Below are 23,776 nucleotides of genomic sequence, written 5' to 3' on the forward strand. Positions count from 1 at the left end.
ATTTATTACCAGTGATGATATTCATAATGTGAATGAAATATTGATGATAATCCCAATCTCGTCGTTTCTGGCTACTAGATCTTGAAGTGTGAAAAAAGACTCTGTGCATATCTGGCTGAGGCTTCGATTTTACGGCTGGGATAGATAATACCTATATAGTCGACCATAAAACAGTACTATGTGTAAGTAAGTTACTGTGTTTAATCTGCTGTTTAAAAAGTAAAATAGTTATCGTGCAGATAGCTTAATTGATCAGGGTATGGCGGTAGCATTATTGTTTCATGCAAATCGCCATTTCCGCGACCCGAGCGGCCAGATTACCCGCATCCGCCCCCGCATCCGCCGTACGCCAACCGCCGAAGACGTTGCCCTGGGTATCGAAAGTGATGAGATCGCTTACCGCCACGATGCCGCCGGGCGCGTGCTGAGCGAGTCCGGCATTAACGGCGCGGTGGGCTACGAATGGGATGCCCTGAGCAACCTGACCGGCCTGACGCTGCCCGGCGAGCAAAAGCTGGCCTGGCTGCACTACGGCTCCGGCCACGTCAGCGCCATCCGCTTCGGGCAGCAGCTGGTGACCGAGTTCACCCGCGACCGCCTGCACCGGGAAGTGCGCCGCACCCAGGGCGCGCGCGAGCAGCTCCGTCAGTATGACAGCCTCGGCAGACGCACCCTGCAGTGCAGCGAATTGAGCACGGACGTGACCCTGCCGGAGCAGGCGCTACTGGAACGCCTGTACCGCTACACCGCGCGCGGTGAGCTTTCCGGCGTCAGCGACACCCTGCGCGGTGAGGTGGATTACGGCTACGACGCCGAAGGGCGTCTGCTGAAGCACTACGAGGCCCGACAGGGACACAGCCGCGCGCAGTTCAGCTACGACGCCGCGGATAACCTCGCCGCCAGTGACGCTGCGGCACCGGTCACGGATAACCGCCTCCAGCACTGGCAGGCGCGTTTCATGAAATACGACCACTGGGGCAACCTGGTCAGCCGCCGCAACGGGCTGTATGAACAGCATTATGCGTATGACGCCGAGAACCGGCTGGTATCCGCCCGCGGAACCGGGCCGGAAGGGCGTTTTGAGGCGCGCTATCACTACGACGCGCTGGGCCGCCGCACGCGCAAAATCGTCACCACGACGCACGGCACCACCGACACCCGCTTCCTGTGGCAGGGCTATCGCCTGCTGCAGGAGCAGCAAGAGAGCGGGCTGTGCAGCACGTATTTATACGACCCGAATGAAGCCTGGAGCCCGCTGGCGCGTGTGGATCACCTTCGTGACCAGAGCAGCGGTGAGATTTACTGGTTCAATACCGATCTGAACGGTGCTCCGCTGGAGGTCACAGACGAGCGCAGCGCGGTGCGCTGGAGCGGCCAGTACGGCAGCTTTGGCGAGGTGCGCCATCAGAGCGAAGGGTTCTCACGGCTTGTGAATCGCACGGCGATGGCACACCAGCCGCTTCGCTATGCCGGGCAGTACGCTGACGGTGAGACGGGACTGCACTATAACCTGTTCCGCTACTACGACCCGCAGGTCGGGCGGTTTATTGTGCAGGATCCGATTGGGTTGAATGGTGGGTGGAACCTATATCAGTATGCGCCGAATCCGTTGGGGTGGATTGATCCGCTGGGTCTTAAATGTTCTCATTCATCAAAGAATCCTAAAGAATTTCATGCTGTTGTAAACGAAAAATGGGGGCATAAAATGACCGCCTCAGAAATGAGGGAAGTACAAAAAACAATCGATAATATTAAATTGAATAGACCAGCTTTTCCTCGTGATGGAATACCTTTTGAAAATAATTTCAAAATTTCACCAGATAGTCAGCGCCTTAATACAGGAAGCGGTCCTTATAGAGAATGGACAGTAAAAACACCTGGTGTAGGAAATCGAGGAGCCAGGCGTATAGTTGTGGATACAAAAACAGGTCAAGCATTTTATAGTCACGACCATTACAACACTTTCATAGAGATCGGTCTGGGAGGATGGAAGTAATGAAAGTAATTACTTTATCTATTGACTTTAAAGAAATAAATGATGTTACAGAATTTCATGATAGGGTTAAGCACTTGTTTGGCTTTCCTGATTTCTATGGTAATAATTTCCATGCATTCATAGATTGCCTGACTAGTTTGCGATTCCCAGAAGAGGGGATGACATCTTTAAACTTAAAGCAAGACGAGTTTTTATTACTTAAGATAAGTAATATCAACAATTTGAATGAGGGGTTGAAGCATGATTTTCTTTTGTCAATTCAAGAGGTAAATAATAGAAGTATTTTATTTGGTGAGGAGCCAACTATCTTGTTATTGCTTTGTGCACAACATAAGTGAAATATGGCGGGCGAAAAGAAAAATTCGCCTGTTTTTTATTAATTGATATTATTCTGAACGGAAGTATGTTGCGGAAAGTATATTTTTCACTCACTATGTGGAGTGTAATCATAGATACTTTAGGGAGGGCTGATGAGAGGGATTAAAGAGGCGTTGAAGCAACTAGCCGCTATTTGTAATGAATACTCGGTATCCGGAAATTTCAATACCGTTAATGACTTGGACAATGCATTTCCAACCAACCTACCTCGTTCCACAGATGTTGATTACTTATATAAAAATTACAATCCGGAAAAATTAAACATTGAAACAGGCTTCACGCCAATTAAAATTCACTCTATCAGTGAGCTCTCGAAGGCTCAAAGTGGTTATGAATACTTACCGGATAATTATCTTGTTATTGGTGATGATTTAGGTGGAGGTAAACCTTTAATTGCGGTTATCGAAGAAGGGAATACCTCTGTCTATGCTAGTTATGATGTAATTGAACCATTTAAAATAGCTAGCAGTCTCTCTGGATTTATATTTTCATTAGCTGAGCTTATTGATTTGGTATATGGTCAATACGGTATCTTTGATATAGCAGATGATAATGACGAAGTGAAAGGTGACTTTATTGATGAGTTGCGGAAAAGAATTGCGCCTCTTATCGGTAATGAAGGTTTTAATGCATTCTATGATTATTTTTATGGCTAGGGTACATGTTTTTTATTTAAATAAATGAATGGGATATGCCTCGCTTGTCAGATTGTTCGCCGCTTTGATGGCTGCTGCAAAGTTCATTCTTTCGTTCTCCGGTAGAGGTACGTGAGCTTGTCATACTCTGCGTGAGTGCTGGTGTGTTTGATGAAGAGCTTTCCGCGCTCAAAATCAGTAAATAACATTACTCTTAAATACCCGCCACCTACGTCAATGACCCACCATTTTTCCCGGTATTTCATCCTCTCCCGGCTGGGGAAGCGCTTTCGCATGTCGTCTGGTGATGGGTAGTGGTCTCCTTTTAGTACCCAGTAAAGATCTTCCAGAGCGAGTTCTTGAATAGGAAAATGTCTGGTGGCCGCGTCGAAAGCGCTCTTGAGACTGCGGGCATTTTTGCCCCTTGTTTCCAGATTGGAAACATTTAAGGTGGTGGTCGGCGGGTTGAGAATGTGGGAATTGTCATGGATTGCAGTTTTCATTTGCTCGTGATAAAGGCGATCATTTAATGAGTGTGAACACTGTAAGAGGTGACTGTGAAAGAAATGTCCACTTTGTGCCAGGAGCGGACATTGTTATTAATAGCAGCAGACGCCAGCCGGACTCTCTCGTCTTACAGCACTTCAACCACTTCAAATTCTTCTGCGATCAACTCCATATCTTTAGAAAAATGACCTTCGCGGGTAAAAAATCGCTGATGCTCATTTCGCCAGTATTGAAGGCTTAAATCGCCTTCACCTTCTTTGCGGGCAAACTCCTCAGTCACATCACAAAAACGCACCAGTCGCATTGAAACCAGCCGGGTCACGCAGACCGGGGCATTCAGGCCATCAAGGATAATGTTATAGCTTCCAATCCTCGGGGCAGACTTTTCTTGCTGGTAAGAGGCAAAGGATCCGCAGGAGGCCGTTTTAATCCCTTTTTTAATCAGGTCCGCAAGCTCGCTGGCCAGTTCCGGGCTGTCTCCCATTTGCCAGGCATCTGCGCCTGGATACTTTACTTTTAATACCTCAACAGTAGCCATTAAGAGCCCTTTTTAATCGTCGATGAAAAATGTCATACAGAGTTTTAACATGAACTTTCCGGACATTAACATTGATGCTTTCCCTCTGCTACTTTGTCCGCTCTTCGCTCTTACCAGACATTCAAAAACAACATTAAATTTTGCGTATGGCCGGGGATCCGCTTCTTACCCAGCAGAACTCCGGCCTCCCATCACCCGCCTCAGTGCGTCGTTATATACGGCTCCTTCACAAACTCTGCCAGCAACCAGACCATATCATGCAGTAGCCCGGTGAGTTCTTTCGCCACGCTCGCAGGCAGTGTCCCGCCCATCACCGCCAGCGTTAATGCCACGGCATAATCCACCTGCAACACCGTTTCCTGCCAGCAGTCCGGCACGCAGGAAGTAATCTTTTCACCTGCAATCAATTGCTCAACCAGATACGACGGAAGCTCTGAGTCACAGCACTCACGCAGCCGCTTCAGCGCGGCCAGCAATCGCTTGCAGAGCGTGGTAAACGTCACTGTGTCGTCAGTTTCCACCAGCACGCTGACATACGCGGCGCAGGTATCAGCCAGCTCGAAAAGATCCGCAAAATCGGAAATTGAAGCGTTGATGAGCTGATGAACAGCGCTTTCTTCAGAGAGCGCATAAGAAAAGTTAGGTGTAGTAGCCATTTAGCATCCTCGTTGTGCAGAAAAGTGTCATGTTATGCTAACGGGTTCCTACGCCCGGTTACGGATGTGCCGCAACGCAGTCACTTTACGACCGTGAAGAAGGGATGAAAAGGGATGCCCCTGAATTACATAAGGTTGCTTGCAGGTTTGCGAGGCGGCTTCCAGAAGGGCATTGCCGCGTGGCGGCTACGCCCGACCCGGCCTCCAAAACCACCGCGATACGACCCGTAGGCCCGCGCAAGCGCAGCGCCGCCGGGCACAGTTTGCACTGTGGTTACGTCTTACGCAGACCTTTTCATTTTGAGCATCCCTTCTAATGATGTCTGCGTCGCGCGGGAGGATTTTCCCGCCTGTGAACAAAACACCCCAAACTCCCGGCACAGTGAAAGCGTAGACATTTTGTAGTACATGGTAGACCTCAAGCCAGAACGATGTCTGGCACCGCGACCAGCCATCCGGGCGTTTAAATGGTTAAAATAAATAATAATAATCATTGCGCAATAAATTTCGCTGTGTCTTAATAGCGTCATCGGTTTGGAATACAGACCTTATGAAAGCAGTTTTAGTAAAGCAGTCCTCAGTTCAGGTGTTATCAGTAGATACTCCTTCTTCGTGAGCCTCCTCCTAAGTGCCAAATAAGTAACTCTCGAAATACAGGCCATCATCGCCGCGCTTAAGTGGCTCATAAATTAAGGATTTATCTATGTCTAATAAAATGACTGGTTTAGTAAAATGGTTCAACGCAGATAAAGGTTTTGGCTTTATCACCCCTGACGACGGCAGCAAAGATGTATTCGTACATTTCTCTGCAATTCAGAGCGACAACTTCAAAACGCTTGATGAAGGTCAGAAAGTTTCCTTTACCATTGAGAATGGCGCAAAAGGTCCAGCAGCTGGAAACGTTTCTCCACTGTAACCCGCGCTAAATATCAGTGCGGCGTACGATAGCGATGAAGACAATAGTCCGAGCAGTTAAGCTGTACTGATAAAAATTAACCCGCACCTGTGCGGGTTTTTTATTTTTAAAGGGTAATGGTACTGAGTTTTATATGGCAGCCTGCCCATACTCCCTTCAAATTCAGCCTCAAAAACTGCTTCGCAATAAATTGACCATCAATACAGTCCGCAGTTTCTGAAAAGGTTCATCCCTGCTCCCGTTCCCCCTCGCTCATCATCGCCAGAAACCGCTTCACCGTCCGCGAACGCTCAAATCGCCGCCAGCAGAGTGCGATATCGGTATAAAGCTCTGGTGAGCGCAGCGCATGGTAGGTGACATTCGGCGGAGAAATAGCGGCCATGGATTTCGGCACCAGCGCGAACCCGCCGCCAGCGGAGACCATGCTCAGAGAAGAGGAAAGTTGTGAAGATTGCAGCGTGTGTTGCATATCGACTCCGGCCCGCTCGCAGCTGCCGTAAACGCGGTCATACAGCCCCGGCGCGACCTCCTGGGGGAACAGCACCACCGGTGTATCCCGAAGCTGCTCTAACGCCAGCGAATCGCACGCAGCCAGAGGATGATCGCGATGCAACGCCACCACCATCGGCTCCCGGTCGAGGATTTTCAACTCGAACACCTTGCTGCTTTCGCACGGCAGGCGCACAAAGGCGATATCCAGTTCACCCTCCGCCAGCATTGTCGTCAGCGAAGACATATTGGCTTCCACCTGGTGAACCTGCACCGCCATGTTCTGCACCTGAAACTGACGAATCAGCGCGAAAATTTTGGGATGAAAGGCGTCGGAGCTGGTGATGCCAATCGACAGGCTGCCGTTCAGGCCGCGCGCGATGCCCCGGGCTTTCTCCAGCGCGGCGTCGCTCAGCGCCAGGATCTTACAGGCGTCCTCATAGAAGGCTTCTCCCGCCTCGGTCAGCTCCACGCCCCGCGTCAGGCGCCTGAACAGCGGTGTGCCCACTTCCTCCTCAAGCCGTTTAATCTGCTGGCTAAGTGGAGGCTGTGAAATACCCAGCGCTTTGGCCGCCCTGGTGAAGTGTTGCTCGCGTGCAACCGCGACAAAATACCGCAGATAACGAAGTTCCATATCAAAAACGTCTCAAACCAGCATGGATTCTATATTGGAACTCTCTGCTGAATCGGGTCAACATTTATTTAACCTTTATAAATAAAGTTGAAGAGGACGGGCATGATGATGCATTCATCTGCATGCGACTGTGAGGCGAGTTTATGCGAGACCCTGCGTGGGTTTTCGGCTCAGCATCCTGACAGCGTGATCTATCAGACATCGCTAATGAGCGCCCTGCTAAGCGGCGTCTACGAAGGGGAGACGACGATCGCCGACCTGCTGGCACACGGTGATTTTGGTCTCGGCACCTTTAACGAGCTGGACGGTGAAATGATTTCCTTCAGCAGCCAGGTGTACCAGCTGCGCGCCGACGGCAGCGCCCGCGCCGCGAAGCCGGAGCAAAAAACGCCGTTCGCGGTGATGACCTGGTTCCAGCCGCAGTACCGCAAAACCTTTAACGGTCCGGTCAGCCGTCAGCAGATCCACGACGTGATCGACCAGCAGATCCCCTCCGATAACCTGTTCTGCGCGCTGCGCATCGATGGCAACTTCCGCCATGCGCATACCCGCACCGTTCCGCGCCAGACGCCGCCGTACCGGGCGATGACCGACGTGCTGGACGACCAGCCGGTGTTCCGCTTTAACCAGCGCGAGGGCGTGCTGGTCGGGTTCCGCACCCCGCAGCATATGCAGGGCATCAACGTGGCGGGCTATCACGAGCACTTTATCACCGACGACCGTCAGGGCGGGGGACATCTGCTCGACTATCAGCTGGAGAGCGGCGTGCTCACCTTTGGCGAAATCCACAAGCTGATGATTGACCTGCCCGCCGACAGCGCGTTTTTACAGGCCAACCTGCACCCCAGCAACCTTGATGCGGCTATCCGCGCCGTCGAAAACTAACAGGAGAACTACCGTGAACAGTGAGAAACAGTCACGTCAGTGGGCGCACGGCGCCGATATGGTTGTCGGCCAGCTGGAAGCGCAGGGTGTGAAGCAGGTGTTCGGGATCCCGGGCGCAAAAATCGACAAGGTCTTTGACTCCCTGCTGGACTCCTCCATCGAGATCATCCCGGTGCGTCACGAGGCGAACGCGGCGTTTATGGCGGCAGCGGTAGGGCGGTTAACCGGCAAGGCCGGAGTCGCGCTGGTCACCTCCGGGCCGGGCTGCTCCAATCTGATCACCGGCATCGCCACCGCCAACAGCGAAGGCGACCCGGTCGTCGCGCTGGGCGGGGCGGTGAAGCGGGCGGATAAAGCCAAGCTGGTGCACCAGAGCATGGACACTGTCGCCATGTTCAGCCCGGTGACCAAATACGCCGTCGAAGTCAATTCGCCTGACGCGATTGCTGAGGTGGTATCGAACGCGTTTCGCGCTGCCGAGCAGGGCAGGCCGGGCGGGGCGTTTGTCAGCCTGCCGCAGGATATTGTCGACCAGCCCACCACGGGGGCGATTTTACCCGCCAGCGGCCCGGCGCTGATGGGCCCGGCACCGGAGTCCGCCATTAACGACGTGGCGAAGCTTATCGAGAACGCCAAAAACCCGGTCATTTTACTCGGCCTGATGGCCAGCCAGCCCGCCAACAGCGCCGCGCTGCGCACGCTGCTGGAGAAAAGCCGCATTCCGGTCACCAGCACTTATCAGGCCGCCGGGGCGGTGAATCAGGAACACTTCACCCGCTTCGCCGGGCGCGTCGGCCTGTTCAACAACCAGGCCGGAGATCGGTTGCTGCATCTGGCGGATCTGATTATCTGCATCGGCTACAGCCCGGTGGAATACGAGCCGTCCATGTGGAACAGCGGCGACGCGACGCTGGTGCACATTGACGTGCTGCCCGCCTATGAGGAGCGCAAGTATGTTCCCGATCTGGAACTGGTCGGGGATATTGCCGCCACGCTGAATCTGCTTGCCAGCCGAATCGAGCACAAACTTGAACTCAGCCAGCGCGCCTCGGAAATTCTTGTCGATCGCCAGCATCAGCGTGACCTCCTCGACCGTCGCGGCGCATCGCTAAACCAGTTTGCCCTGCATCCGCTGCGCATCGTGCGCGCCATGCAGGACATCGTGAATAACGACGTAACGCTCACCGTCGATATGGGCAGCTTCCACATCTGGATCGCCCGCTACCTCTACAGCTTCCGCGCGCGTCAGGTGATGATCTCCAACGGTCAGCAGACCATGGGCGTGGCGCTGCCGTGGGCGATTGGCGCGTGGCTGGTCAACCCGGGGCGCAAGGTGGTGTCGGTCTCCGGGGACGGCGGATTTTTGCAGTCGAGCATGGAGCTGGAAACCGCCGTGCGCCTCAATGCCAACGTGCTGCACATCATCTGGGTGGATAACGCCTACAACATGGTGGCGATCCAGGAAGAGAAAAAATACCAGCGTCTCTCCGGCGTCGAGTTTGGCCCGGTCGATTTCAAAGCCTATGCCGACGCCTTCGGTGCGAAAGGCTTTGCCGTCGAGAGCGCCGACGCGCTCGAACCGACGCTGCGTGCCGCAATGGATGTCGATGGCCCGGCCGTGGTGGCCATTCCCGTCGACTACAGCGATAACCCGCTGCTGATGGGCCAGCTCCATCTCAGCCAGATTTTGTGAATCAATATAAGGACAGAGAAATGCAAAAAGTGGCTCTCGTAACCGGCTCCGGCCAGGGGATTGGCAAAGCGATCGCGCTTCGCCTGGTGAAGGACGGCTTTGCCGTCGCTATCGCGGATTACAACGAAGAGACGGCGAAAGCGGTTGCGGATGAGATCACCCGCAACGGCGGGAAAGCCGTCGCCGTGAAGGTGGACGTCTCTGACCGCGACCAGGTGTTTGCGGCGGTGGAAAAAGCCCGCACTGCGCTGGGCGGCTTCAACGTCATTGTCAATAACGCCGGGGTGGCGCCGTCTACCCCTATCGAATCCATCACGCCGGAAATTGTCGACAAGGTTTACAACATCAACGTGAAAGGAGTGATCTGGGGCATTCAGGCCGCGATTGACGCGTTCCGCAAAGAGGGGCACGGCGGTAAAATCATCAACGCCTGCTCCCAGGCGGGCCATACCGGCAACCCGGAACTGGCGGTGTACAGCTCCAGCAAGTTCGCGGTGCGTGGCTTAACCCAGACCGCCGCGCGGGATCTCGCGCCGCTGGGGATCACCGTTAACGCCTATTGCCCGGGCATCGTCAAAACGCCGATGTGGGCGGAAATCGACCGTCAGGTCTCCGAGGCGGCGGGTAAACCGCTCGGCTACGGAACGGAAACCTTTGCCAAACGCATCACGCTTGGCCGTTTGTCCGAACCGGAAGATGTGGCCGCCTGTGTCTCTTACCTCGCCGGACCAGACTCCGACTACATGACTGGTCAGTCGCTGCTGATTGATGGTGGGATGGTGTTCAACTAAATTCTAATAAGCTCTGACATGAACTTTCCCCTGCTCCCGTGCAGGGGCTTTTTTTTGTCTCCTCAGCCATTGTGCATTACACTGCGCGCTGCAAAACTTTAGTCTTAAGATCTGACAGGCGGTAACAGCGATGAACGGTACAATCACAACGTGGTTTAAAGATAAAGGCTTCGGATTTATCAAAGATGAAAACGGCGACAACCGCTATTTTCACGTGATTAAGGTCGCCAACCCTGATCTGATTAAGAAAGATGCGGCGGTGACCTTCGAACCCACCACCAACACCAAAGGCCTTTCCGCGTATGCGGTGAAGGTGATCCCGGAGAGCAAGCATCTTTATATCGCGGGCGAGCGCGTGAAGCTCACCTCGATCAAATCCTTCGTGGTGTTCAGCGAAGAAGAGCCCGTTGAGACCAAAATCGACAAAGAGAACGCGGTGCTGTCGGTGGGGCTACTGATGAACAGCATCAAGCCGAAAAGTGAGAAAAAGCCGGGCGAGATGCGCACGGTGAAGAAGCTGGCGATCACCACCTTCCAGAACACGACGATGATCTTCACCGAAGATGAAATCGACATCGACGCGACGGTTAAGCTGCTGAAGTAATTTTATGCCGGGTGGCGGCTACGCGTTACCCGGCCTGCACGTTCTTCCTTTTCGACCGCTTTTTAACCTGCTATAACAAACTCCTTACCTTGCAGGGAGTCACCGCCGTGCCCGAAATCAATCAACATGGTCAAACCGTTAACGATATCGTCCCCGACTGGAAATGTGCTCGAGCGCTAACTCGCACGCCGCTAACCGGCCAGTATTGTCGTCTGGAACCGTTGGACGCAGAACGCCACGCGGCGGATCTGTTTGAAGCTTACGCACTGGGCGATGACAGCGACTGGACGTGGCTTGCCAGCACCCAGCCTGTGAGCGTTGAGGCTACTGCGCACTGGGTGCTCGGAAAGGTGCTGGATGACGACCTGGTGCCCTTTGCCGTTATCGATCTGCGCACCGAAAAGGCGGTAGGGCTGGTGAGCTATATGGCGATTGAACGCTTTTTGGGATCGGTGGAAATTGGCCACGTCACCTGGTCGCGCAAGATGAAAGGCACCCGCATTGGCACCGAAGCGGTGTGGCTACTGCTGAAAAATGCCTTTGAGCATAAATATCGTCGGCTGGAGTGGAAATGCGATTCGATGAACACCGCCTCACGCCGCGCGGCGGAGCGGCTGGGGTTCGTCTGGGAGGGACGTCTGCGCCAGAAGCTGGTGCGCAAAGGACGCAACCGCGACAGCGATATGCTTTCGATTATTGACGGCGAGTGGCCGCAAAGGGACACGGAGCTGCGCGCCTGGCTGGCGGCGGAGAATTTTGACGCGGAAGGGCGGCAGATTAAGCGGTTAGAGGAATTTCGCTAGATAGGCGTTGCGGGCAGAGTGCATTATGGCAACTCTGCCCACGAACGTTATTTCTCGATCATCTGAATAATTTGATTGCGGTTGATAGCATGTTCATTACCAGCAACATCCTCATAAGTTATAAGACCGTTATCATCATCCACTTCCGGTTTTCCATGGGTAATAATCATTTCCCCATTTTTCTTTTGTAATACATAGTCGCTGGAGCACCCTGCAACCGTGAGGGTCATCAGTGCCAGACTCATTATTGCAACCAATTTTTTCATCTTAATGCCTATACCTTAAAAGACCACCTTGGGCCAAATGACGTTACTGAAAAGTCCTTCATTGAAAGGGAGATATCAATAACACTGCATATATTAAAAACATGAACAATAGCGTCATAATCACAACGCGACGTTCGAGTGGCGTAACGATTGAATTAGATTCTTCATCTGGTTTTGTTGACAAAATTATCTCTCAATTAACCTGCGAGCGTACCCGACACTTTTAATGGCAGACGATAGTGATGTGCCATACATAAGAAGTTATCGACATTTGCTGAACCTCTGTTCCAGTCGTACTCCATGTTGAGTAATTTATATTTTCCTGTACCAAAAAGGTGATAGGGGAGTAATTCCACACCCTGAAAATTCTTTTTTCCTTGTGTGAGTGCAGAAATGAGCGCCAGTAATTTATCAGCCTGATCCGGTGCATCGTTAAAATGCGGGATCACGGGGATACGGATAATAATCTGTTGCCCTCCCTGTAATAGCCGTGCAAGATTCCGCAGAATCGTTTTATTACTGACACCAGTAAAACGGGTATGCAGCGCATCTTCCGCGCTCTTTAAATCGTACAGAATCAGATCGCAGCCCGCCGTTGCCTGATGAATAGCGTGCCAGGAAGCGTAGCCAGCGGTTTCAATGGCGGTGTGAATATCCTCCGCTTTGAGCTGTTCAATTAAAACGCGAGCAAATTCAGGCTGCATTGCCACCTCGCCGCCACTGAGCGTCACACCGCCTCCGGACTGGCGAAACCAGATTTCATCAGCCATGACCCTTTCAAATGCGTTTTGTGCGCTAACATGTTCTCCGACAATATTGAGCGCGGCGGCAGGACAACGCTCTTCACATAATTGACAGCCAACGCATCTGCGGTCACGTTCAAGAACATGCACATTTTGATTCATGCTGTGGAGCCCCGTCGGGCACAGGTCGGCGCAGTTGCCACAATGCAGACAGCGGTCGGCATGGAAAAAAACATCCTGTTCGGCAGTTTGTCCTTCCGGATTTGCGCACCAGGCACAACGCATCTGGCAGCCTTTAAAAAAGATGATGCTGCGGATACCCGGCCCGTCATGTAACGAAAACCGCTGAATGTTTGAGATCCAGCCATACGCCTGTTCAGAAATGCCGCTGCGTCGTTCTGCTGATAATCTCATCCTGCACCTCTTTGCTTAATTCAACGAAGAAAGCACTGTAGCCCGCCACCCGGATCATCAGGTTGCGATATTCAGCGGGGTGTTTTTGTGCTTTTCTCAGCGTCTCATCGTCCACGTAGCTGAACTGGAGTTGAGCATTACCCAGAATGCTCGCTGTACGCAGCAGGTGGATCAGGCTGTTCTGACCTTCAGGTGTTTCAAGCATGCCGAACATGAGCTTGATGTTATGCACCATGCCAATATCCATCTCTTCGACGTTGATCCGACTAACGGAGTTGATTATTGCAGTAGGTCCGAGGTAATCCGTTTGCTGAGCCGGGCTGATGCCATCAGCCAGCGGCTTACCCGCCAGTCGGCCAGAAGGCAGCGCACCAGTGATAAGCCCAAACGGGGTGTTGTTTGAAATAGAGAGTGTGCCGAACGCAAACGGCGCATACAGCATCCGGTACTGGCGGTGCTCCTGCTCAAGAAAACGCACCAGCTCGCGGGCGATATCATCCACCTCACGAATATCATTGCCATATTTCGGTGCTCGCTGGCAGGCAGTAAGTATTTCCCGATAGCCGACAAAATTATGTTCGAGAGCCTCCACGAGCTGCCGCAGCGTGAAGCGAGCGGTGTCGAAAACCAGCGTCCTGATGGCCATCAGCGAATTTACACAATCAGCAAGCCCGGTCCAGATGAGACCTGGCCCCGCGTTGAGGCGCGCGCCTCCCTGCGTGACATCTTTAGCTGTGGCAATACATCCCTCAATCAGGCATGACATCAGGGGTTTTCGGGCATGTTCCGCATGTAGCTTTTGTACGATCAGCGTCGCCTCTGCGGCTTTTCTGACGATAGCTGAGAGCTGAGTCCGAACCGCGGATTCAACGTCTTCATAGCAACTGAACTGAGATACATCGCCAGTGGCGGGGCCGCACTGCTTGCCATTTTGGGTTCGACCATTATGCAAAGCCAGCTCGATAGCCGCAGTAAAGGTGGTATAGCCTACCGACGTCCACTGGTACATTTTCCCTGATTTTTGGGGCTCGACGCAGCCCATCAGACAGTAGTCCCGGGCATCTTCATAGCTAAACCCTTTATGAAGCATCATCCGGATATGCGCATCGTCGAAATGACAGGCTGGAAAACCCATGCCACTGCGTACCACTTCGACCACTTTGCGCATAAACGGCTGGGGGGACTGATTATGTATACGTACTGCTAAACCCGGCTGGTAGATTTTTAAACGGGCTGAACAATCCATTATCATCAGCGTCAGCGGGTTGGTCGCATCGCCACCTTCACGTTTCTGGCCGCCAACCACGAGGTTGATAAACGGCTGGTAGCCAGCAAAATACATGGCTGTAGATTCGCTACAAATCCACAGGGTTTCGGCCATTTTTATGAGCCAGCAGCAGAGGAGTTCCTCAGCCTGTTGAAGATTGAGCGTGCCGTCGTGCAGATCGCGTTCCAGCAGTGGCCAAAGATATTGGTCGACGCGGCCGAGTGATATGCCGGTCTGATTTTCTTCCAGCATAAAGAGAGAATGCACGAACCATATCGCCTGCAACGCATCATGGAAATGCTGTGGTGGCTGTTCAGGCACCCGGCTGCATATCCCGGACAGTTGCAGCAGCTCATCGCGACGCAGCGGATCGCCTTCTTTTTCCGCAAGCGCATTCAGATAGTGAGCATAACGTCGGGCATAAGTCACCACCCCGTCACAGGTATGCAGCATGGCGGTATAAAAATTGAAGGCATCACAGCCCTCGGGGGTAGCAGGATCAAGCGCGAGCAGCAGTGCTGCCGCTTCTTCACGGATCCCCTTTATTCCTTTAGTCAGTAAAATATTGTCATAACCCGGACAGGAATCGCCGCCACCGTTTTGTGTTTTGATCGTGACATCGCAGATGCCATCATCATGACACCACTGCCATAGCCCGTGAGTCTTTAACTGCGTTTGCGCCATTTCATCGAGGGAACGGCCCTGCCAGTATGGGAATACTTCTTCGCGAAGCAGACGCTTTGTTTTCTCATCAATCTGATAAGGATCCTGCGCTCGCGTGGGAAGGGTTTCCAGCTCTTCGGCCAGCCAGCGCCAACTGATTTCAGGCGAAACTTCTCCCCCGCGTGCGCCGCCAGCCGGATGGCTGACGATCAGTTCATTTTGTGCCACATGCAGAGGCGCAGTCTCACAGGCACGCCGAAAGGCCAGGGCCCTGAGCAGACTGTTGTTCATTCCCGGATTGTCTTTATAGACCTGGGTTACGCTCATGGCCCGATGTGCCGAGACGAAAGGTTTTGCCTGAAGATAGGCTTCACGAAGCTGCACCAAGCGCAAGGAAAGTATCTCTGTTGTCATGCCGTTTCTCCTGTTAAAAGGCGATGATCGCCAGCCCGGTCACGATGCAGCCAATCCCGATCTTTTCCAGAATGCTGCTTTTTAATCGATAAAATAAGCTGCTCATCACGGTAATCAGTACAATCCCCAGCCCCGCCCAGATGGAGTAAGCAATGACTGGCAAAATATACCCCATAAGCATTGATAAAGAATAAAAAGAAATAACGTAGCAAATCAGGCAATGAATTGTTAATGGAATATTTTTAAAATGTCTGGTCTCAGGGAGTAATAGCGTGCCAGTGACTTCCATGGTGACAGAAATAATCAGCCAACAAAGGCAGTTCAGTATGATATACATGTTTTATTACGGTGTTATTTGTATTGCTTGATCGCCAGGTTGAGTGTGATTGTTCCAGCGATAACCATCCCCAAACCCAGCCATGCCCTCTGCGATACAATATAGTCAAAAAAGCTGGATTGTATAACGGTAATGCTGAATAAGCCGACCGCTGACCAGATAGCATAGGCCACGCCGAGATGAATTCGGCGTAATGCAATCGATAAAAAATAATAACTTATGCCATAGCTTATTATCGCTGACAGTCCCACAACGGGGCGCTGAAAACTGTTTGATAGCGATAACAAGGTTGTGGCGATAACTTCAATGGATACTGCAACCATGAGTGCAGCAAAGCTTTTCGTTAACGTCATTAATAAATCTCACAATATTTAATAAAATATAAAGCGTGTTTATTAGTATAATAATGCAGAGTCGTAACCCGACTGAACAATTCCGCTCACGTTTACGCAACACATCCTTGTGCTTACAGAATAAAGACTCCTTCAATCATCAGGCACGCTTTGCCCGAAAGTTCGATACGTCCGTTATCTTTAACAAAGCAAATCAGTTCGCCTTTACGGCTCCCGCCCTGTTGCGCGTGTAATCTCTTTTTCGACAGTTTTTCACTCCAAAGCGGTGCCAGAAAGGTATGAGCCGAACCTGTCACCGGATCTTCATTTACCCCCACCTGCGGGCCGAACCAGCGGGAGCGAAAATCAAAAGTGCTTGAGGACGCAGTCACCACCACGCCGCGTGTGTTAAACCTTGCCAGCGCGTTGAAATCAGGCTTCAGGGCATCCAGCTTGTCTTCATCATCGATGACGACAATAAGGTCGGACGCCTGCCAGACTTCTGCGTCGTTTTCCTCCAGACCCAGGGCCTTAAGCAATCCTTCCGGCGCGGCAATTCGGGATGGGAGCACCTGGGGGAAATCGAGCGTATATTGCTCACCATGCGAGGTCACGGTCAGTTCGCCGCTGCGGGTGAAAAAATGCACGCATTCGCAGGCGTCGTCACGGCTTAAGAGAACGCTCGCGGCAGCAAGCGTCGCATGGCCGCAGAGATCCACTTCCACTGCAGGGGTGAACCAGCGAAGCGCGAAGCCGCCATCCTGTTGAACCACAAATGCGGTCTCGGAAAGGTTGTTTTCCGTCGCGATATGCTGGAGCACTTTTTGTTCCGGCCAGGCGTCCAGCAGGCAGACGGCGGCGGGATTACCCGTAAAGGGGCCGTCAGAAAAGGCGTCAACCTGGTAAAACGGAATGCGCCGGGGACTGTTATTTTTCACCCATCACCTCAAGATCGTTATATACCGTATAGCGGGTTACGCCCAGGGCCTGCGCCGCGTGCTGGACGCCGCCCCGCATTTTGAAAATGCCTTTAGCGTGCATTTCAGCGACTATTTTAAGCCGCTGCGCTTTCTGTACCTTTTTGCCCGGAACCGAATGTTTATCGATGATTTCCTGGATTGACTGCTCAATGATGCCGCCCAGGTTCATATCCTGCGGGTCTGAATCAGCAAGCGGGCTGCCTGTTATTGCGTCGAGGCACTTGCGCATTTGCTCATAAGGAGAGGTATCGATATTGATGCAAAAAGCCATCAACGGTACCCCTTCCTCGCTGTAGTAAATTGTCGAGGCGCTGTTCAGGATCCGTCCGGACGCCGTAGTGGTTTTATAATTTTTAACCGTAACCGGGGTGCTGTCCTTATTGTTTTTAAGTAACAGGGCAAATCCTTTGTCTTTTTCAGGACCGGATAAAAGATTGTCGCCCGCTTTTCTGCCGCTGACGTGCCCGTTAATGATTTTTACCACGGACTGCTCTGGCGTGGTGAGGTTATGCAGGACTATCTCCTGGTTCGCTGACAACGTACCTGCGAGTGCTTCCATTGCCGCTTCCAGCGGCCCGGAAATCAGTTCAATCTGTTTGGCGTAATCTGATTTCATCGTTTTTCCTTTATGTTCGGCATGGTCAAAGGTCCTGTATAAAACCTCGCTTACATTCTTTAGCTGGCCTTTTCTGCCCTGGCGAGAGTCCTGGTAGCGTTAAAGTATATTGATAATGTTTAATTATCAACAAAAAGTTGATAAAAGGGGCGGGGGCGCGTAGATTTTATGTCATGCAATGTGATTAAAAATAACGTAACATTATAATTTTTAAGGAATAAAATGAAATTTTTGACTGTGATTGTGGCTATAACACTCCTGACGGCATGCCAGCTGGTACGCCCTTTTGGCGATGCTACCACCTATAAACCATTTACCGTTTCAGCGCATCCCGGACTGGAGGGACGGTATCACTGTATGCGAAGCACGCTTGACGCTCAAGGCTACGAAGTGGAATACATCTTCCCGGAACGCGATACGCCTAACTTTTTTGATATCTCCAGAGAGCACAGGCTGATTGCCCAGATCGATATGTATCATACCACCGGGGCAAACTTTCTGGATATTACGCTTATCTCCGGTTCGAAACAGACCAATGAAGATCTTGCCCGTGTCATAGCCCATTGTGTCAGCAGATGATCAACCAGAACGAAAAACATGCGAGGCGCAGGACAGGGGCGCCTTGATCCTGCTTGCAATCATACCCCCCTAATTTCAACAAAAAGTTGATTATCTAGCTTTGTGTTGATAGTGTAGTCCTACTGGCTGTCGTCAAGGGGGTTATATGAACGTTGATCGTAAAAAAAACACTGAATGGGGCAAGTGGACGGAGCGAGGCCTGGTCTTCACCGTCATTATGTTTTGCATCATTAACTATGCTTATCAACTCTTCCGCATATTTTCTGCTTGAAGCCGTCTGTTTTCGTTGTGAAAGCTACGAAAAATACAAAGCCCTTACCCAGACAAAAATATATTAAAGATCCTGAGTGCTGAGGCTCATTTGCGTTTCTGGCATAAAACTCTAAAAAGAATAAATTTTTAGACAAAAAAACTCACAAACTGAATGGTTATTACAATTCAACATTATCATTTATAAACTGTGGAATTATAGATGGGAGTGGTTTTTTAATTTGCATTGGTGGTCGTAAATAGTCTTTTTAACTACTTTTTTGCATTTTGTGTGGTTAAAGAAGTTGGCTTTTTCACTGATTGACACATTTATCGTTACTAAACACAATATAACCTCACATTGCCAATGGTATTAGTCCTAAAGTCATTATCAGGGAGGTGTAGGTATAGAAAAGAATAAGGAACTTGTCGCCTGTCAGGCTGCGTATAGCGGGTATATTGTGGAATTTAATAATGGATCCCGTCTCTGGATAAATCGGGAAACATTGCTGGTCGGATGGTTCGACAATCCGCAGGTGCCTCAAAAGGGAAGGATGCGCTTTCAGAAGACAAAGATGAATCTCTTTGCTTATCTTCTTGAACATGCTGTTCGAAAAGAGGTCAGCCGTGATGAATTATTACATCAGGTATGGGAAAAATATGGCCTTAAGTCATCCAGCAGACAACTTTGGCATGCAATTGGCCAGCTTAAACTGAGTCTGTTTACGCTGGGTATTCCTTACGAATTTATTCAGTCGAATAAAGGTAAGACCTATTCTCTGGAAAAAGTAAAGGTTTTCTTTATTACGCAATCCGATATTAATGATAATGCATATTAAATATTTTTAAGTTGTTAAAATTTTTTAGATGAGATATATACATATGTCTGAATATATTAAGGTATTTCTGGCGTTATGCTCTTTTGTTTTCACTGGTACGCTCGCCCATGCGGCCAGTTCAGGTACGATCACCTTTACCGGTTCGGTGAACAGTGAAACCTGTGCGGCGGTGGTAAATAATGGTAATGCCGATGCGACAGTAACATTACCCGCCGTACCGACATCAGCATTAAGTGCGGCAGGAGCGACAGCGGGGGCAACCACATTTACGATTAATTTAACGGGCTGTGATGCAGCAAATACCAAAACCCGCGCATACTTTGAAGCAGGGGGACAGGTTAACAGCACCGGACGTTTAAATAACTCGAATACTGCCGGGGCGACAAATGTTGAACTGGAGCTCCTTGATGTGGATGACAACAGCTCCGTTATTGTTGCCGGTGACTATGCTTCACAGTCTACCTCCGGAACCAAAGTCGATGCCTCGTCCGGTACTGGTACGCTGAATTATGCAGTCCGTTATTATGCTACCGGTGCGGCGACATCCGGTGCAGTAGCCAGCTCAGTGACGTACAGTATTATTTATCTCTAATCTTTTTGCTCGATACGGATATAACAATAATTAAACAGGGAGAGTGTTCTTCTTGAGGTCTGTCGTCGGCCTGAGGAATCAGGCCGTTTTTTTCCAAAATGGAGCAGTATGAAATTTAAAATTTTCTGTACGTTTATATCACTCTGTTTTTTTAGCCATCTCACTGTGGCCGCTGTCTCGCTTTCCGGAACGCGAGTAATTTATCCGCAGGGTAAAAAAGAGATATCGCTGGAGATTAAAAATCACGGTCCCCAACCGGTATTGACTCAAAACTGGATTGATGACGGAAATATTCATGCGTCACCCGATATACTGAATATACCTTTTGTCATTACGCCACCCATTGCCAGAATTAATCCTGAACAGGGGCAAACGTTGCGCATTTCTGTTCTGGAGAACATGCTGCCGCGGGATAAGGAATCTGTTTTTTGGGTAAACGTGCTGGAAATTCCTGCCGTCAATAAAACGGCGGAAAATAAACTTCAGATGGCTTTCCGTACGCGCATTAAATTACTTTATCGGCCGGAAGGACTCGCAGGGCAACCGGAGTCAGCAGCGCAGCAACTCACCTGGAGACGAATATCCTCCACACAGCTTGAAGCGGTAAATAATACCCCATGGAACGTATCCCTTGCCGGGGTAGTTTCCGGCCGCTGGAAGGCTATGGGGGATTTAGTGCCCGCTTACGGTAAAAAAAATTTCACGGTTAAACGCGGATCTTCTCTGTCATCTAATGGCGACATAACCTGGACGTACATCAATGATTATGGAGCTGAACGTTCCGCAAGAGGTCGCTTGAATAATTAATTCACAGGACTGGAATGCTATGAAAAAGGGATTATCGGTATGGCCTGCGCTTTCAACCGTGGCTTATGGGGTTTTCTCTGCACTGTTTTACGCTTTCGGAGTTCATGCTGATGATGACATACAGTTTGACAGTAATTTTTTGCGCATCTCCCATCCTGAAAACGTTGATCTCTCGGCTTATATGAATAATGCGATGCCTGCCGGCAGATACCGGGCCGATATCTATCTGAACGATAAGCTTGTCATGATCGATGATATTCGCATCAGCGGAAAAGATGCCCGCTCTCAGCGCATTTTGCTATCGCAGGCGACCGTCACAGGATTGCAGTTAAAAAAAAGCAGGCTGTGCGCCAGTAATGCCGGGCAGTGGTGCGATCTCCAGGCCGTCCTGCCAGAAAGCCAGCTGAAATTTAACGGAGGCAGACAGCGCCTTGACGTCAGTATCCCCCAGGCCATGTTGCAGCATGTCGCACGCGGCAGCGTGAGCCCGGTGCTCTGGGATGCTGGGATCCCCGCGCTGCTGCTGGGGTATAACGTGAATGGCTATCGCAGCGAAAATAGCAGTGGGGAATATAACAACCTCTACGCGGCGCTGAACGGCGGGCTGAATATCGGTGCCTGGTATTTTCGGCATAACGGGACGTTAAGCTGGCAGCAGCAGAATGGTACGCAGCAGAAAAAATATACGGTGCTTAACAGCTACGTCCAGCATCCGCTGGCGAGGATTGAAGGGAACCTGATTCTGGGTGAATCAAACACCTCCGGACAGTTATTTGACTCCGTGTCATTTACCGGCGCATCGGTAGCCAGTGATGACCGGATGCTGCCCGCTTCGCGTCGGGGCTATGCGCCGGAGATCCGCGGGGTCGCGCAAACCAGCGCGAAAGTGACGATCCGTCAGAACGGAAAAGTCATTTATGAAACAACAGTATCGCCCGGGGCATTTGTTATCAACGATCTCTATCCGAGCGGGTATGGCGGCGATCTGAACGTTACGGTGCTGGAGGCTGACGGATCGCAGCATTTTTTTGACGTCCCCTATGCATCGGTTGCACAGCTGCTCCGCCCGGGAACAAGCCGTTACAGCGCGACGGCGGGCAGGCTGAGGGGAGACTATCTCAGCGAGCGCCCGGCATTTAGTGAAGTGACGTATCAGCGGGGGCTGACAAATAGCGTCACCGGTTCTGGGGGCATTCAAGCCACGTCATTTTATCAGGCTATGCAGGCAGGCCTTGCTGTGGGAACACCTGTCGGAGCAGTGTCTCTCGATACCACATGGTCGCAAACCCGGCTAAGAGAAAAAACACTCCGGGGAGAAAGCATCAGGCTGAGCTACAGCAAATATATTCCCGCAAGCCGGACGCAGTTTTCACTGGCCACCTGGCGATACTCAACGGGGAATTATCTTTCTCTGATGGATGCCACCCTGCTACATCAGCAGCGGCCTGATGAGATAACAGACGGTCAAACCGGTAGAACCCGTAACCGGGTGACGCTGACCCTCAACCAGGGGCTGCCTGACAAGTGGGGACAGCTTTATGTGACGGGCATTCTTCAGGACTACTGGGGGCGGAAAGGCTATGACCAGCAGTATCAGGCGGGCTATACCCTGACAACGGGCAGGGTGAACTGGAGCCTGGGTGTCAACCGAAGCCGCTCGGCGGGGGGAGAATTTCAGAATATCTGGACGTTGAGTTTTAACATGCCTTTGGGTAGCGCCAGCACGCCGCTGCTCACCGGGCAGGTGTCGCGAGACGGGCAAGGACATTTCAGCGAGCAGGTTGCGCTTTCCGGCAGCGCCGGCGAGCGGCAGCAGTTCAGCTGGAATGCCGGGGCGTCGCATCAGTATCACTCAGGGGATTCCGGGCAAATAGGCGGGAGCTGGACCGGGCCGGTTTCTACCCTTACAGCAAACTATGCCCAGGGGAAAGCATGGAAAAGTGGCTCAGTGGGGGTGAGCGGTACGGCCGTCGCGCATTCCGGCGGGGTCACTTTCTCACCCTGGACAGGCAACACCTTTGCGCTGGTTGAGGCGAAGGGTGCGGAAGGTGCTGAAATTCCCGGCTATGCCGGAACGCGCGTGGATGGATCGGGCTATGCGTTGGTACCAAACCTGATGCCCTATCAGAAAAATGCCGTATCGATAGATACCACCTCGGTAGAGGATGATCTCGATCTCGACAGCACCAGCAAGCAAGTGATCCCATACGCTGGCGCCGTAGTGAAAGTGAAATATCGCGCCACTGAGGGCGTACCGGTACTGATAAAAGTACGCAGGAGTAACGGTGAGGGTGTGCCTTTTTCTGCTCGTGCGACAGATGCCAGCAATAATATCGTGGGGTATGTGGGGCAGGGGGGCCGCCTGTATGCCCGTCTGGCGCAGCAAAGTGGGATACTGGAACTACGCTGGGCTGAAGGCGAAGGGTCACGCTGCAAAATGAAGTATTCACTTCCGTCCACAGCGGGAAAAAAATTGCTCATCTTCGATTCAATTTGTAATTAATACGACGTAAAAACGTCAGGAAGCTAATGAAAGTTTTAGTCTGTGTATTTACTGATAATGAGTTTTTATTTTCAGCAATGGTGGAATTGCTCTCATCCCATCCGCTTTTAGCGGAAAAATATGGACTACGCAAAATCCGTTCAGATGAAATTGTAGCGTGGATGCGTACGGCAGATAGCCAGAATATGATAATGGCCGGGCCTGACATGGAGCCTCTGGTCAGGGCTTTTTGCCTTGATAAACAGTTGGATTATTTTACGACCAGATTTAATGCCAGTGAAATACAGAGTTTTCTGGTTCAGGGTACAATTCGACATCATGAGAGAAGGACGAATCTTGTTCGGGCAAGGAAAACCATGAGGCTTTCGAAACAGGAGTTAAGGGTGATGTCATGGTTTATGCTCGGATTATCTCCTCATAGCATGTCAAGATATTATGGTTTATCGATTAAAACGATCAGTACCTATAAGAGGCGCCTGATGGAAAAGCTTTGCATTACATCCGATGCCGAGCTTTTTAAGGTGGGGATCACCTATCAAACGTATCGTAATCATTTTGGCTAAATGAAAAAGAGGGCGGGCCTTCAGTGATAAGCGTAACGACGTAGGAGCAGTTTTGATATGCATTATTGTATAAAGCAAAGAGGTGGT

At 51.2% G+C, this 23,776-nt stretch carries 25 protein-coding genes and 2 pseudogenes; 16 read left to right on the plus strand and 11 right to left on the minus strand.

Annotated elements, in window-relative coordinates; all coding sequences use genetic code 11:
• Positions 1–289 precede the first annotated feature (289 nt).
• From ACQG2Q_RS06020 to ACQG2Q_RS06035, 4 genes and pseudogenes are all read left to right on the plus strand, one after another.
• Positions 290–1,636 (plus strand): annotated as a pseudogene (locus tag ACQG2Q_RS06020) (RHS repeat-associated core domain-containing protein); the annotation flags it as partial.
• Positions 1,637–1,786: 150 nt separating this feature from the next.
• Positions 1,787–1,996: pseudogene (locus ACQG2Q_RS06025) on the plus strand (ribonuclease domain-containing protein); the annotation flags it as partial.
• Positions 1,996–2,334 carry a barstar family protein gene (locus ACQG2Q_RS06030; RefSeq protein ID WP_023299531.1) on the plus strand — a complete coding sequence of 113 codons (339 nt, stop codon included), beginning with the start codon at positions 1,996–1,998 and terminating at the stop codon, positions 2,332–2,334. The pseudogene ACQG2Q_RS06025 and the gene ACQG2Q_RS06030, both read left to right, overlap by 1 nt.
• Positions 2,335–2,466: 132 nt before the next feature.
• A complete protein-coding gene (locus ACQG2Q_RS06035; protein ID WP_023299532.1) occupies positions 2,467–3,030 on the plus strand; it encodes a hypothetical protein in 564 nt (187 codons plus the stop codon).
• An 83-nt stretch (positions 3,031–3,113) separates the two neighbouring features.
• On the opposite strand, the gene ACQG2Q_RS06040 is transcribed toward ACQG2Q_RS06035, so the two are convergent.
• The 3 genes from ACQG2Q_RS06040 to ACQG2Q_RS06050 all read right to left on the minus strand — a co-directional run bounded on the left by ACQG2Q_RS06040 (position 3,114) and on the right by ACQG2Q_RS06050 (position 4,710).
• Positions 3,114–3,443 carry a type II toxin-antitoxin system HigB family toxin gene (locus tag ACQG2Q_RS06040; RefSeq protein ID WP_032671566.1) on the minus strand — a complete coding sequence of 110 codons (330 nt, stop codon included), beginning with the start codon at positions 3,441–3,443 and terminating at the stop codon, positions 3,114–3,116.
• Between the two features lie 200 nt (positions 3,444–3,643).
• A complete protein-coding gene (locus ACQG2Q_RS06045; protein ID WP_023299534.1) occupies positions 3,644–4,054 on the minus strand; it encodes an ASCH domain-containing protein in 411 nt (136 codons plus the stop codon).
• Between the two features lie 200 nt (positions 4,055–4,254).
• On the minus strand, positions 4,255–4,710 hold the full coding sequence (locus tag ACQG2Q_RS06050; protein WP_063201170.1) for a hypothetical protein: 456 nt from the start codon (positions 4,708–4,710) through the stop codon (positions 4,255–4,257).
• 703 nt (positions 4,711–5,413) lie between these two features.
• Here ACQG2Q_RS06050 and cspE point away from each other — a divergent pair.
• A complete protein-coding gene (gene cspE / locus ACQG2Q_RS06055) occupies positions 5,414–5,626 on the plus strand; it encodes a transcription antiterminator/RNA stability regulator CspE (protein WP_022647355.1) in 213 nt (70 codons plus the stop codon).
• 226 nt (positions 5,627–5,852) lie between these two features.
• Here cspE and ACQG2Q_RS06060 read toward each other — a convergent pair whose 3' ends face one another.
• Positions 5,853–6,749: a LysR family transcriptional regulator gene (locus tag ACQG2Q_RS06060; protein WP_063849525.1), complete on the minus strand. Its 897-nt coding sequence runs from the start codon at positions 6,747–6,749 to the stop codon at positions 5,853–5,855.
• A gap of 105 nt (positions 6,750–6,854) precedes the next feature.
• Here ACQG2Q_RS06060 and budA point away from each other — a divergent pair, with 105 nt between their 5' ends.
• From budA to ACQG2Q_RS06085, 5 genes are all read left to right on the plus strand, one after another.
• Positions 6,855–7,634: an acetolactate decarboxylase gene (budA, locus tag ACQG2Q_RS06065; RefSeq protein WP_096216977.1), complete on the plus strand. Its 780-nt coding sequence runs from the start codon at positions 6,855–6,857 to the stop codon at positions 7,632–7,634.
• Positions 7,606–9,327: an acetolactate synthase AlsS gene (gene alsS / locus ACQG2Q_RS06070; RefSeq protein ID WP_152811382.1), complete on the plus strand. Its 1,722-nt coding sequence runs from the start codon at positions 7,606–7,608 to the stop codon at positions 9,325–9,327. Before budA ends, alsS begins: the two co-directional genes overlap by 29 nt.
• 20 nt (positions 9,328–9,347) lie before the next feature.
• A complete protein-coding gene (locus ACQG2Q_RS06075; RefSeq protein WP_022647359.1) occupies positions 9,348–10,118 on the plus strand; it encodes a (S)-acetoin forming diacetyl reductase in 771 nt (256 codons plus the stop codon).
• A 130-nt stretch (positions 10,119–10,248) separates the two neighbouring features.
• Positions 10,249–10,722 carry a cold-shock protein gene (locus tag ACQG2Q_RS06080; protein WP_022647360.1) on the plus strand — a complete coding sequence of 158 codons (474 nt, stop codon included), beginning with the start codon at positions 10,249–10,251 and terminating at the stop codon, positions 10,720–10,722.
• A gap of 107 nt (positions 10,723–10,829) precedes the next feature.
• Complete coding sequence (locus ACQG2Q_RS06085) at positions 10,830–11,525, plus strand: GNAT family N-acetyltransferase (protein ID WP_063849601.1); 696 nt, start codon at positions 10,830–10,832, stop codon at positions 11,523–11,525.
• 47 nt (positions 11,526–11,572) lie between these two features.
• On the opposite strand, the gene ACQG2Q_RS06090 is transcribed toward ACQG2Q_RS06085, so the two are convergent.
• From ACQG2Q_RS06090 to ACQG2Q_RS06120, 7 genes are all read right to left on the minus strand, one after another.
• A complete protein-coding gene (locus ACQG2Q_RS06090) occupies positions 11,573–11,791 on the minus strand; it encodes a YgdI/YgdR family lipoprotein (protein WP_063201161.1) in 219 nt (72 codons plus the stop codon).
• Between the two features lie 197 nt (positions 11,792–11,988).
• Positions 11,989–12,948, minus strand: coding sequence for a glycyl-radical enzyme activating protein (locus tag ACQG2Q_RS06095; protein ID WP_045623296.1), 960 nt, complete (start codon positions 12,946–12,948; stop codon positions 11,989–11,991).
• On the minus strand, positions 12,911–15,292 hold the full coding sequence (gene cutC / locus ACQG2Q_RS06100; protein ID WP_063849529.1) for a choline trimethylamine-lyase: 2,382 nt from the start codon (positions 15,290–15,292) through the stop codon (positions 12,911–12,913). The genes ACQG2Q_RS06095 and cutC overlap by 38 nt, the downstream gene beginning before the upstream one ends.
• Before the next feature lie 13 nt (positions 15,293–15,305).
• The gene (locus tag ACQG2Q_RS06105; protein WP_045623300.1) at positions 15,306–15,629 is read right to left on the minus strand and encodes a DMT family transporter; all 324 of its coding nucleotides are present in this window, start codon (positions 15,627–15,629) and stop codon (positions 15,306–15,308) included.
• A gap of 14 nt (positions 15,630–15,643) precedes the next feature.
• Positions 15,644–15,982: a DMT family transporter gene (locus tag ACQG2Q_RS06110; protein ID WP_063849530.1), complete on the minus strand. Its 339-nt coding sequence runs from the start codon at positions 15,980–15,982 to the stop codon at positions 15,644–15,646.
• 113 nt (positions 15,983–16,095) lie between these two features.
• Positions 16,096–16,899 (minus strand): PhzF family phenazine biosynthesis protein, encoded by an 804-nt coding sequence (locus ACQG2Q_RS06115; protein WP_154848962.1) that lies wholly within the window; start codon positions 16,897–16,899, stop codon positions 16,096–16,098.
• Positions 16,889–17,557: a helix-turn-helix transcriptional regulator gene (locus ACQG2Q_RS06120; protein WP_058659377.1), complete on the minus strand. Its 669-nt coding sequence runs from the start codon at positions 17,555–17,557 to the stop codon at positions 16,889–16,891. Before ACQG2Q_RS06120 ends, ACQG2Q_RS06115 begins: the two co-directional genes overlap by 11 nt.
• Before the next feature lie 222 nt (positions 17,558–17,779).
• Between ACQG2Q_RS06120 and ACQG2Q_RS06125 the strand changes: the two genes are divergently transcribed.
• The 6 genes from ACQG2Q_RS06125 to ACQG2Q_RS06150 all read left to right on the plus strand — a co-directional run bounded on the left by ACQG2Q_RS06125 (position 17,780) and on the right by ACQG2Q_RS06150 (position 23,689).
• Complete coding sequence (locus tag ACQG2Q_RS06125) at positions 17,780–18,136, plus strand: hypothetical protein (RefSeq protein ID WP_063849534.1); 357 nt, start codon at positions 17,780–17,782, stop codon at positions 18,134–18,136.
• Between the two features lie 710 nt (positions 18,137–18,846).
• Positions 18,847–19,224 carry a hypothetical protein gene (locus tag ACQG2Q_RS06130; RefSeq protein ID WP_124304276.1) on the plus strand — a complete coding sequence of 126 codons (378 nt, stop codon included), beginning with the start codon at positions 18,847–18,849 and terminating at the stop codon, positions 19,222–19,224.
• Positions 19,225–19,267: 43 nt separating this feature from the next.
• Entirely contained in the window at positions 19,268–19,816 is a 549-nt protein-coding gene (locus tag ACQG2Q_RS06135; RefSeq protein ID WP_045623310.1) for a fimbrial protein, read from the plus strand.
• A 108-nt stretch (positions 19,817–19,924) separates the two neighbouring features.
• On the plus strand, positions 19,925–20,623 hold the full coding sequence (locus tag ACQG2Q_RS06140; RefSeq protein WP_063849536.1) for a fimbrial biogenesis chaperone: 699 nt from the start codon (positions 19,925–19,927) through the stop codon (positions 20,621–20,623).
• Positions 20,624–20,642: 19 nt separating this feature from the next.
• Complete coding sequence (locus ACQG2Q_RS06145) at positions 20,643–23,126, plus strand: fimbria/pilus outer membrane usher protein (RefSeq protein WP_063849538.1); 2,484 nt, start codon at positions 20,643–20,645, stop codon at positions 23,124–23,126.
• Positions 23,127–23,152: 26 nt separating this feature from the next.
• Complete coding sequence (locus ACQG2Q_RS06150; RefSeq protein WP_063849539.1) at positions 23,153–23,689, plus strand: LuxR family transcriptional regulator; 537 nt, start codon at positions 23,153–23,155, stop codon at positions 23,687–23,689.
• Positions 23,690–23,776: the final 87 nt, after the last annotated feature.

The sequence above is a fragment of the Enterobacter cloacae complex sp. 370H10 genome (assembly GCF_050031535.1).
Classification (GTDB): Bacteria; Pseudomonadota; Gammaproteobacteria; order Enterobacterales; family Enterobacteriaceae; genus Enterobacter; species Enterobacter intestinihominis.

Excerpts from the sequence above, each read along its gene's own strand:
- ACQG2Q_RS06075 (WP_022647359.1), top strand. The coding sequence starts at position 9,348 with ATGCAAAAAGTGGCTCTCGTAACCGGCTCCGGCCAGGGGATTGGCAAA.
- ACQG2Q_RS06095 (WP_045623296.1), bottom strand. The coding sequence starts at position 12,948 with ATGAGATTATCAGCAGAACGACGCAGCGGCATTTCTGAACAGGCGTAT.
- ACQG2Q_RS06105 (WP_045623300.1), bottom strand. The coding sequence starts at position 15,629 with ATGTATATCATACTGAACTGCCTTTGTTGGCTGATTATTTCTGTCACC.
- ACQG2Q_RS06080 (WP_022647360.1), top strand. The coding sequence starts at position 10,249 with ATGAACGGTACAATCACAACGTGGTTTAAAGATAAAGGCTTCGGATTT.
- ACQG2Q_RS06090 (WP_063201161.1), bottom strand. The coding sequence starts at position 11,791 with ATGAAAAAATTGGTTGCAATAATGAGTCTGGCACTGATGACCCTCACG.
- cspE (WP_022647355.1), top strand. The coding sequence starts at position 5,414 with ATGTCTAATAAAATGACTGGTTTAGTAAAATGGTTCAACGCAGATAAA.
- ACQG2Q_RS06050 (WP_063201170.1), bottom strand. The coding sequence starts at position 4,710 with ATGGCTACTACACCTAACTTTTCTTATGCGCTCTCTGAAGAAAGCGCT.
- ACQG2Q_RS06135 (WP_045623310.1), top strand. The coding sequence starts at position 19,268 with ATGTCTGAATATATTAAGGTATTTCTGGCGTTATGCTCTTTTGTTTTC.
- ACQG2Q_RS06125 (WP_063849534.1), top strand. The coding sequence starts at position 17,780 with ATGAAATTTTTGACTGTGATTGTGGCTATAACACTCCTGACGGCATGC.
- ACQG2Q_RS06060 (WP_063849525.1), bottom strand. The coding sequence starts at position 6,749 with ATGGAACTTCGTTATCTGCGGTATTTTGTCGCGGTTGCACGCGAGCAA.
- cutC (WP_063849529.1), bottom strand. The coding sequence starts at position 15,292 with ATGACAACAGAGATACTTTCCTTGCGCTTGGTGCAGCTTCGTGAAGCC.
- ACQG2Q_RS06145 (WP_063849538.1), top strand. The coding sequence starts at position 20,643 with ATGAAAAAGGGATTATCGGTATGGCCTGCGCTTTCAACCGTGGCTTAT.
- ACQG2Q_RS06150 (WP_063849539.1), top strand. The coding sequence starts at position 23,153 with ATGAAAGTTTTAGTCTGTGTATTTACTGATAATGAGTTTTTATTTTCA.
- ACQG2Q_RS06120 (WP_058659377.1), bottom strand. The coding sequence starts at position 17,557 with ATGAAATCAGATTACGCCAAACAGATTGAACTGATTTCCGGGCCGCTG.
- ACQG2Q_RS06110 (WP_063849530.1), bottom strand. The coding sequence starts at position 15,982 with ATGACGTTAACGAAAAGCTTTGCTGCACTCATGGTTGCAGTATCCATT.
- ACQG2Q_RS06035 (WP_023299532.1), top strand. The coding sequence starts at position 2,467 with ATGAGAGGGATTAAAGAGGCGTTGAAGCAACTAGCCGCTATTTGTAAT.
- alsS (WP_152811382.1), top strand. The coding sequence starts at position 7,606 with ATGCGGCTATCCGCGCCGTCGAAAACTAACAGGAGAACTACCGTGAAC.
- ACQG2Q_RS06140 (WP_063849536.1), top strand. The coding sequence starts at position 19,925 with ATGAAATTTAAAATTTTCTGTACGTTTATATCACTCTGTTTTTTTAGC.
- ACQG2Q_RS06045 (WP_023299534.1), bottom strand. The coding sequence starts at position 4,054 with ATGGCTACTGTTGAGGTATTAAAAGTAAAGTATCCAGGCGCAGATGCC.
- ACQG2Q_RS06030 (WP_023299531.1), top strand. The coding sequence starts at position 1,996 with ATGAAAGTAATTACTTTATCTATTGACTTTAAAGAAATAAATGATGTT.
- budA (WP_096216977.1), top strand. The coding sequence starts at position 6,855 with ATGATGCATTCATCTGCATGCGACTGTGAGGCGAGTTTATGCGAGACC.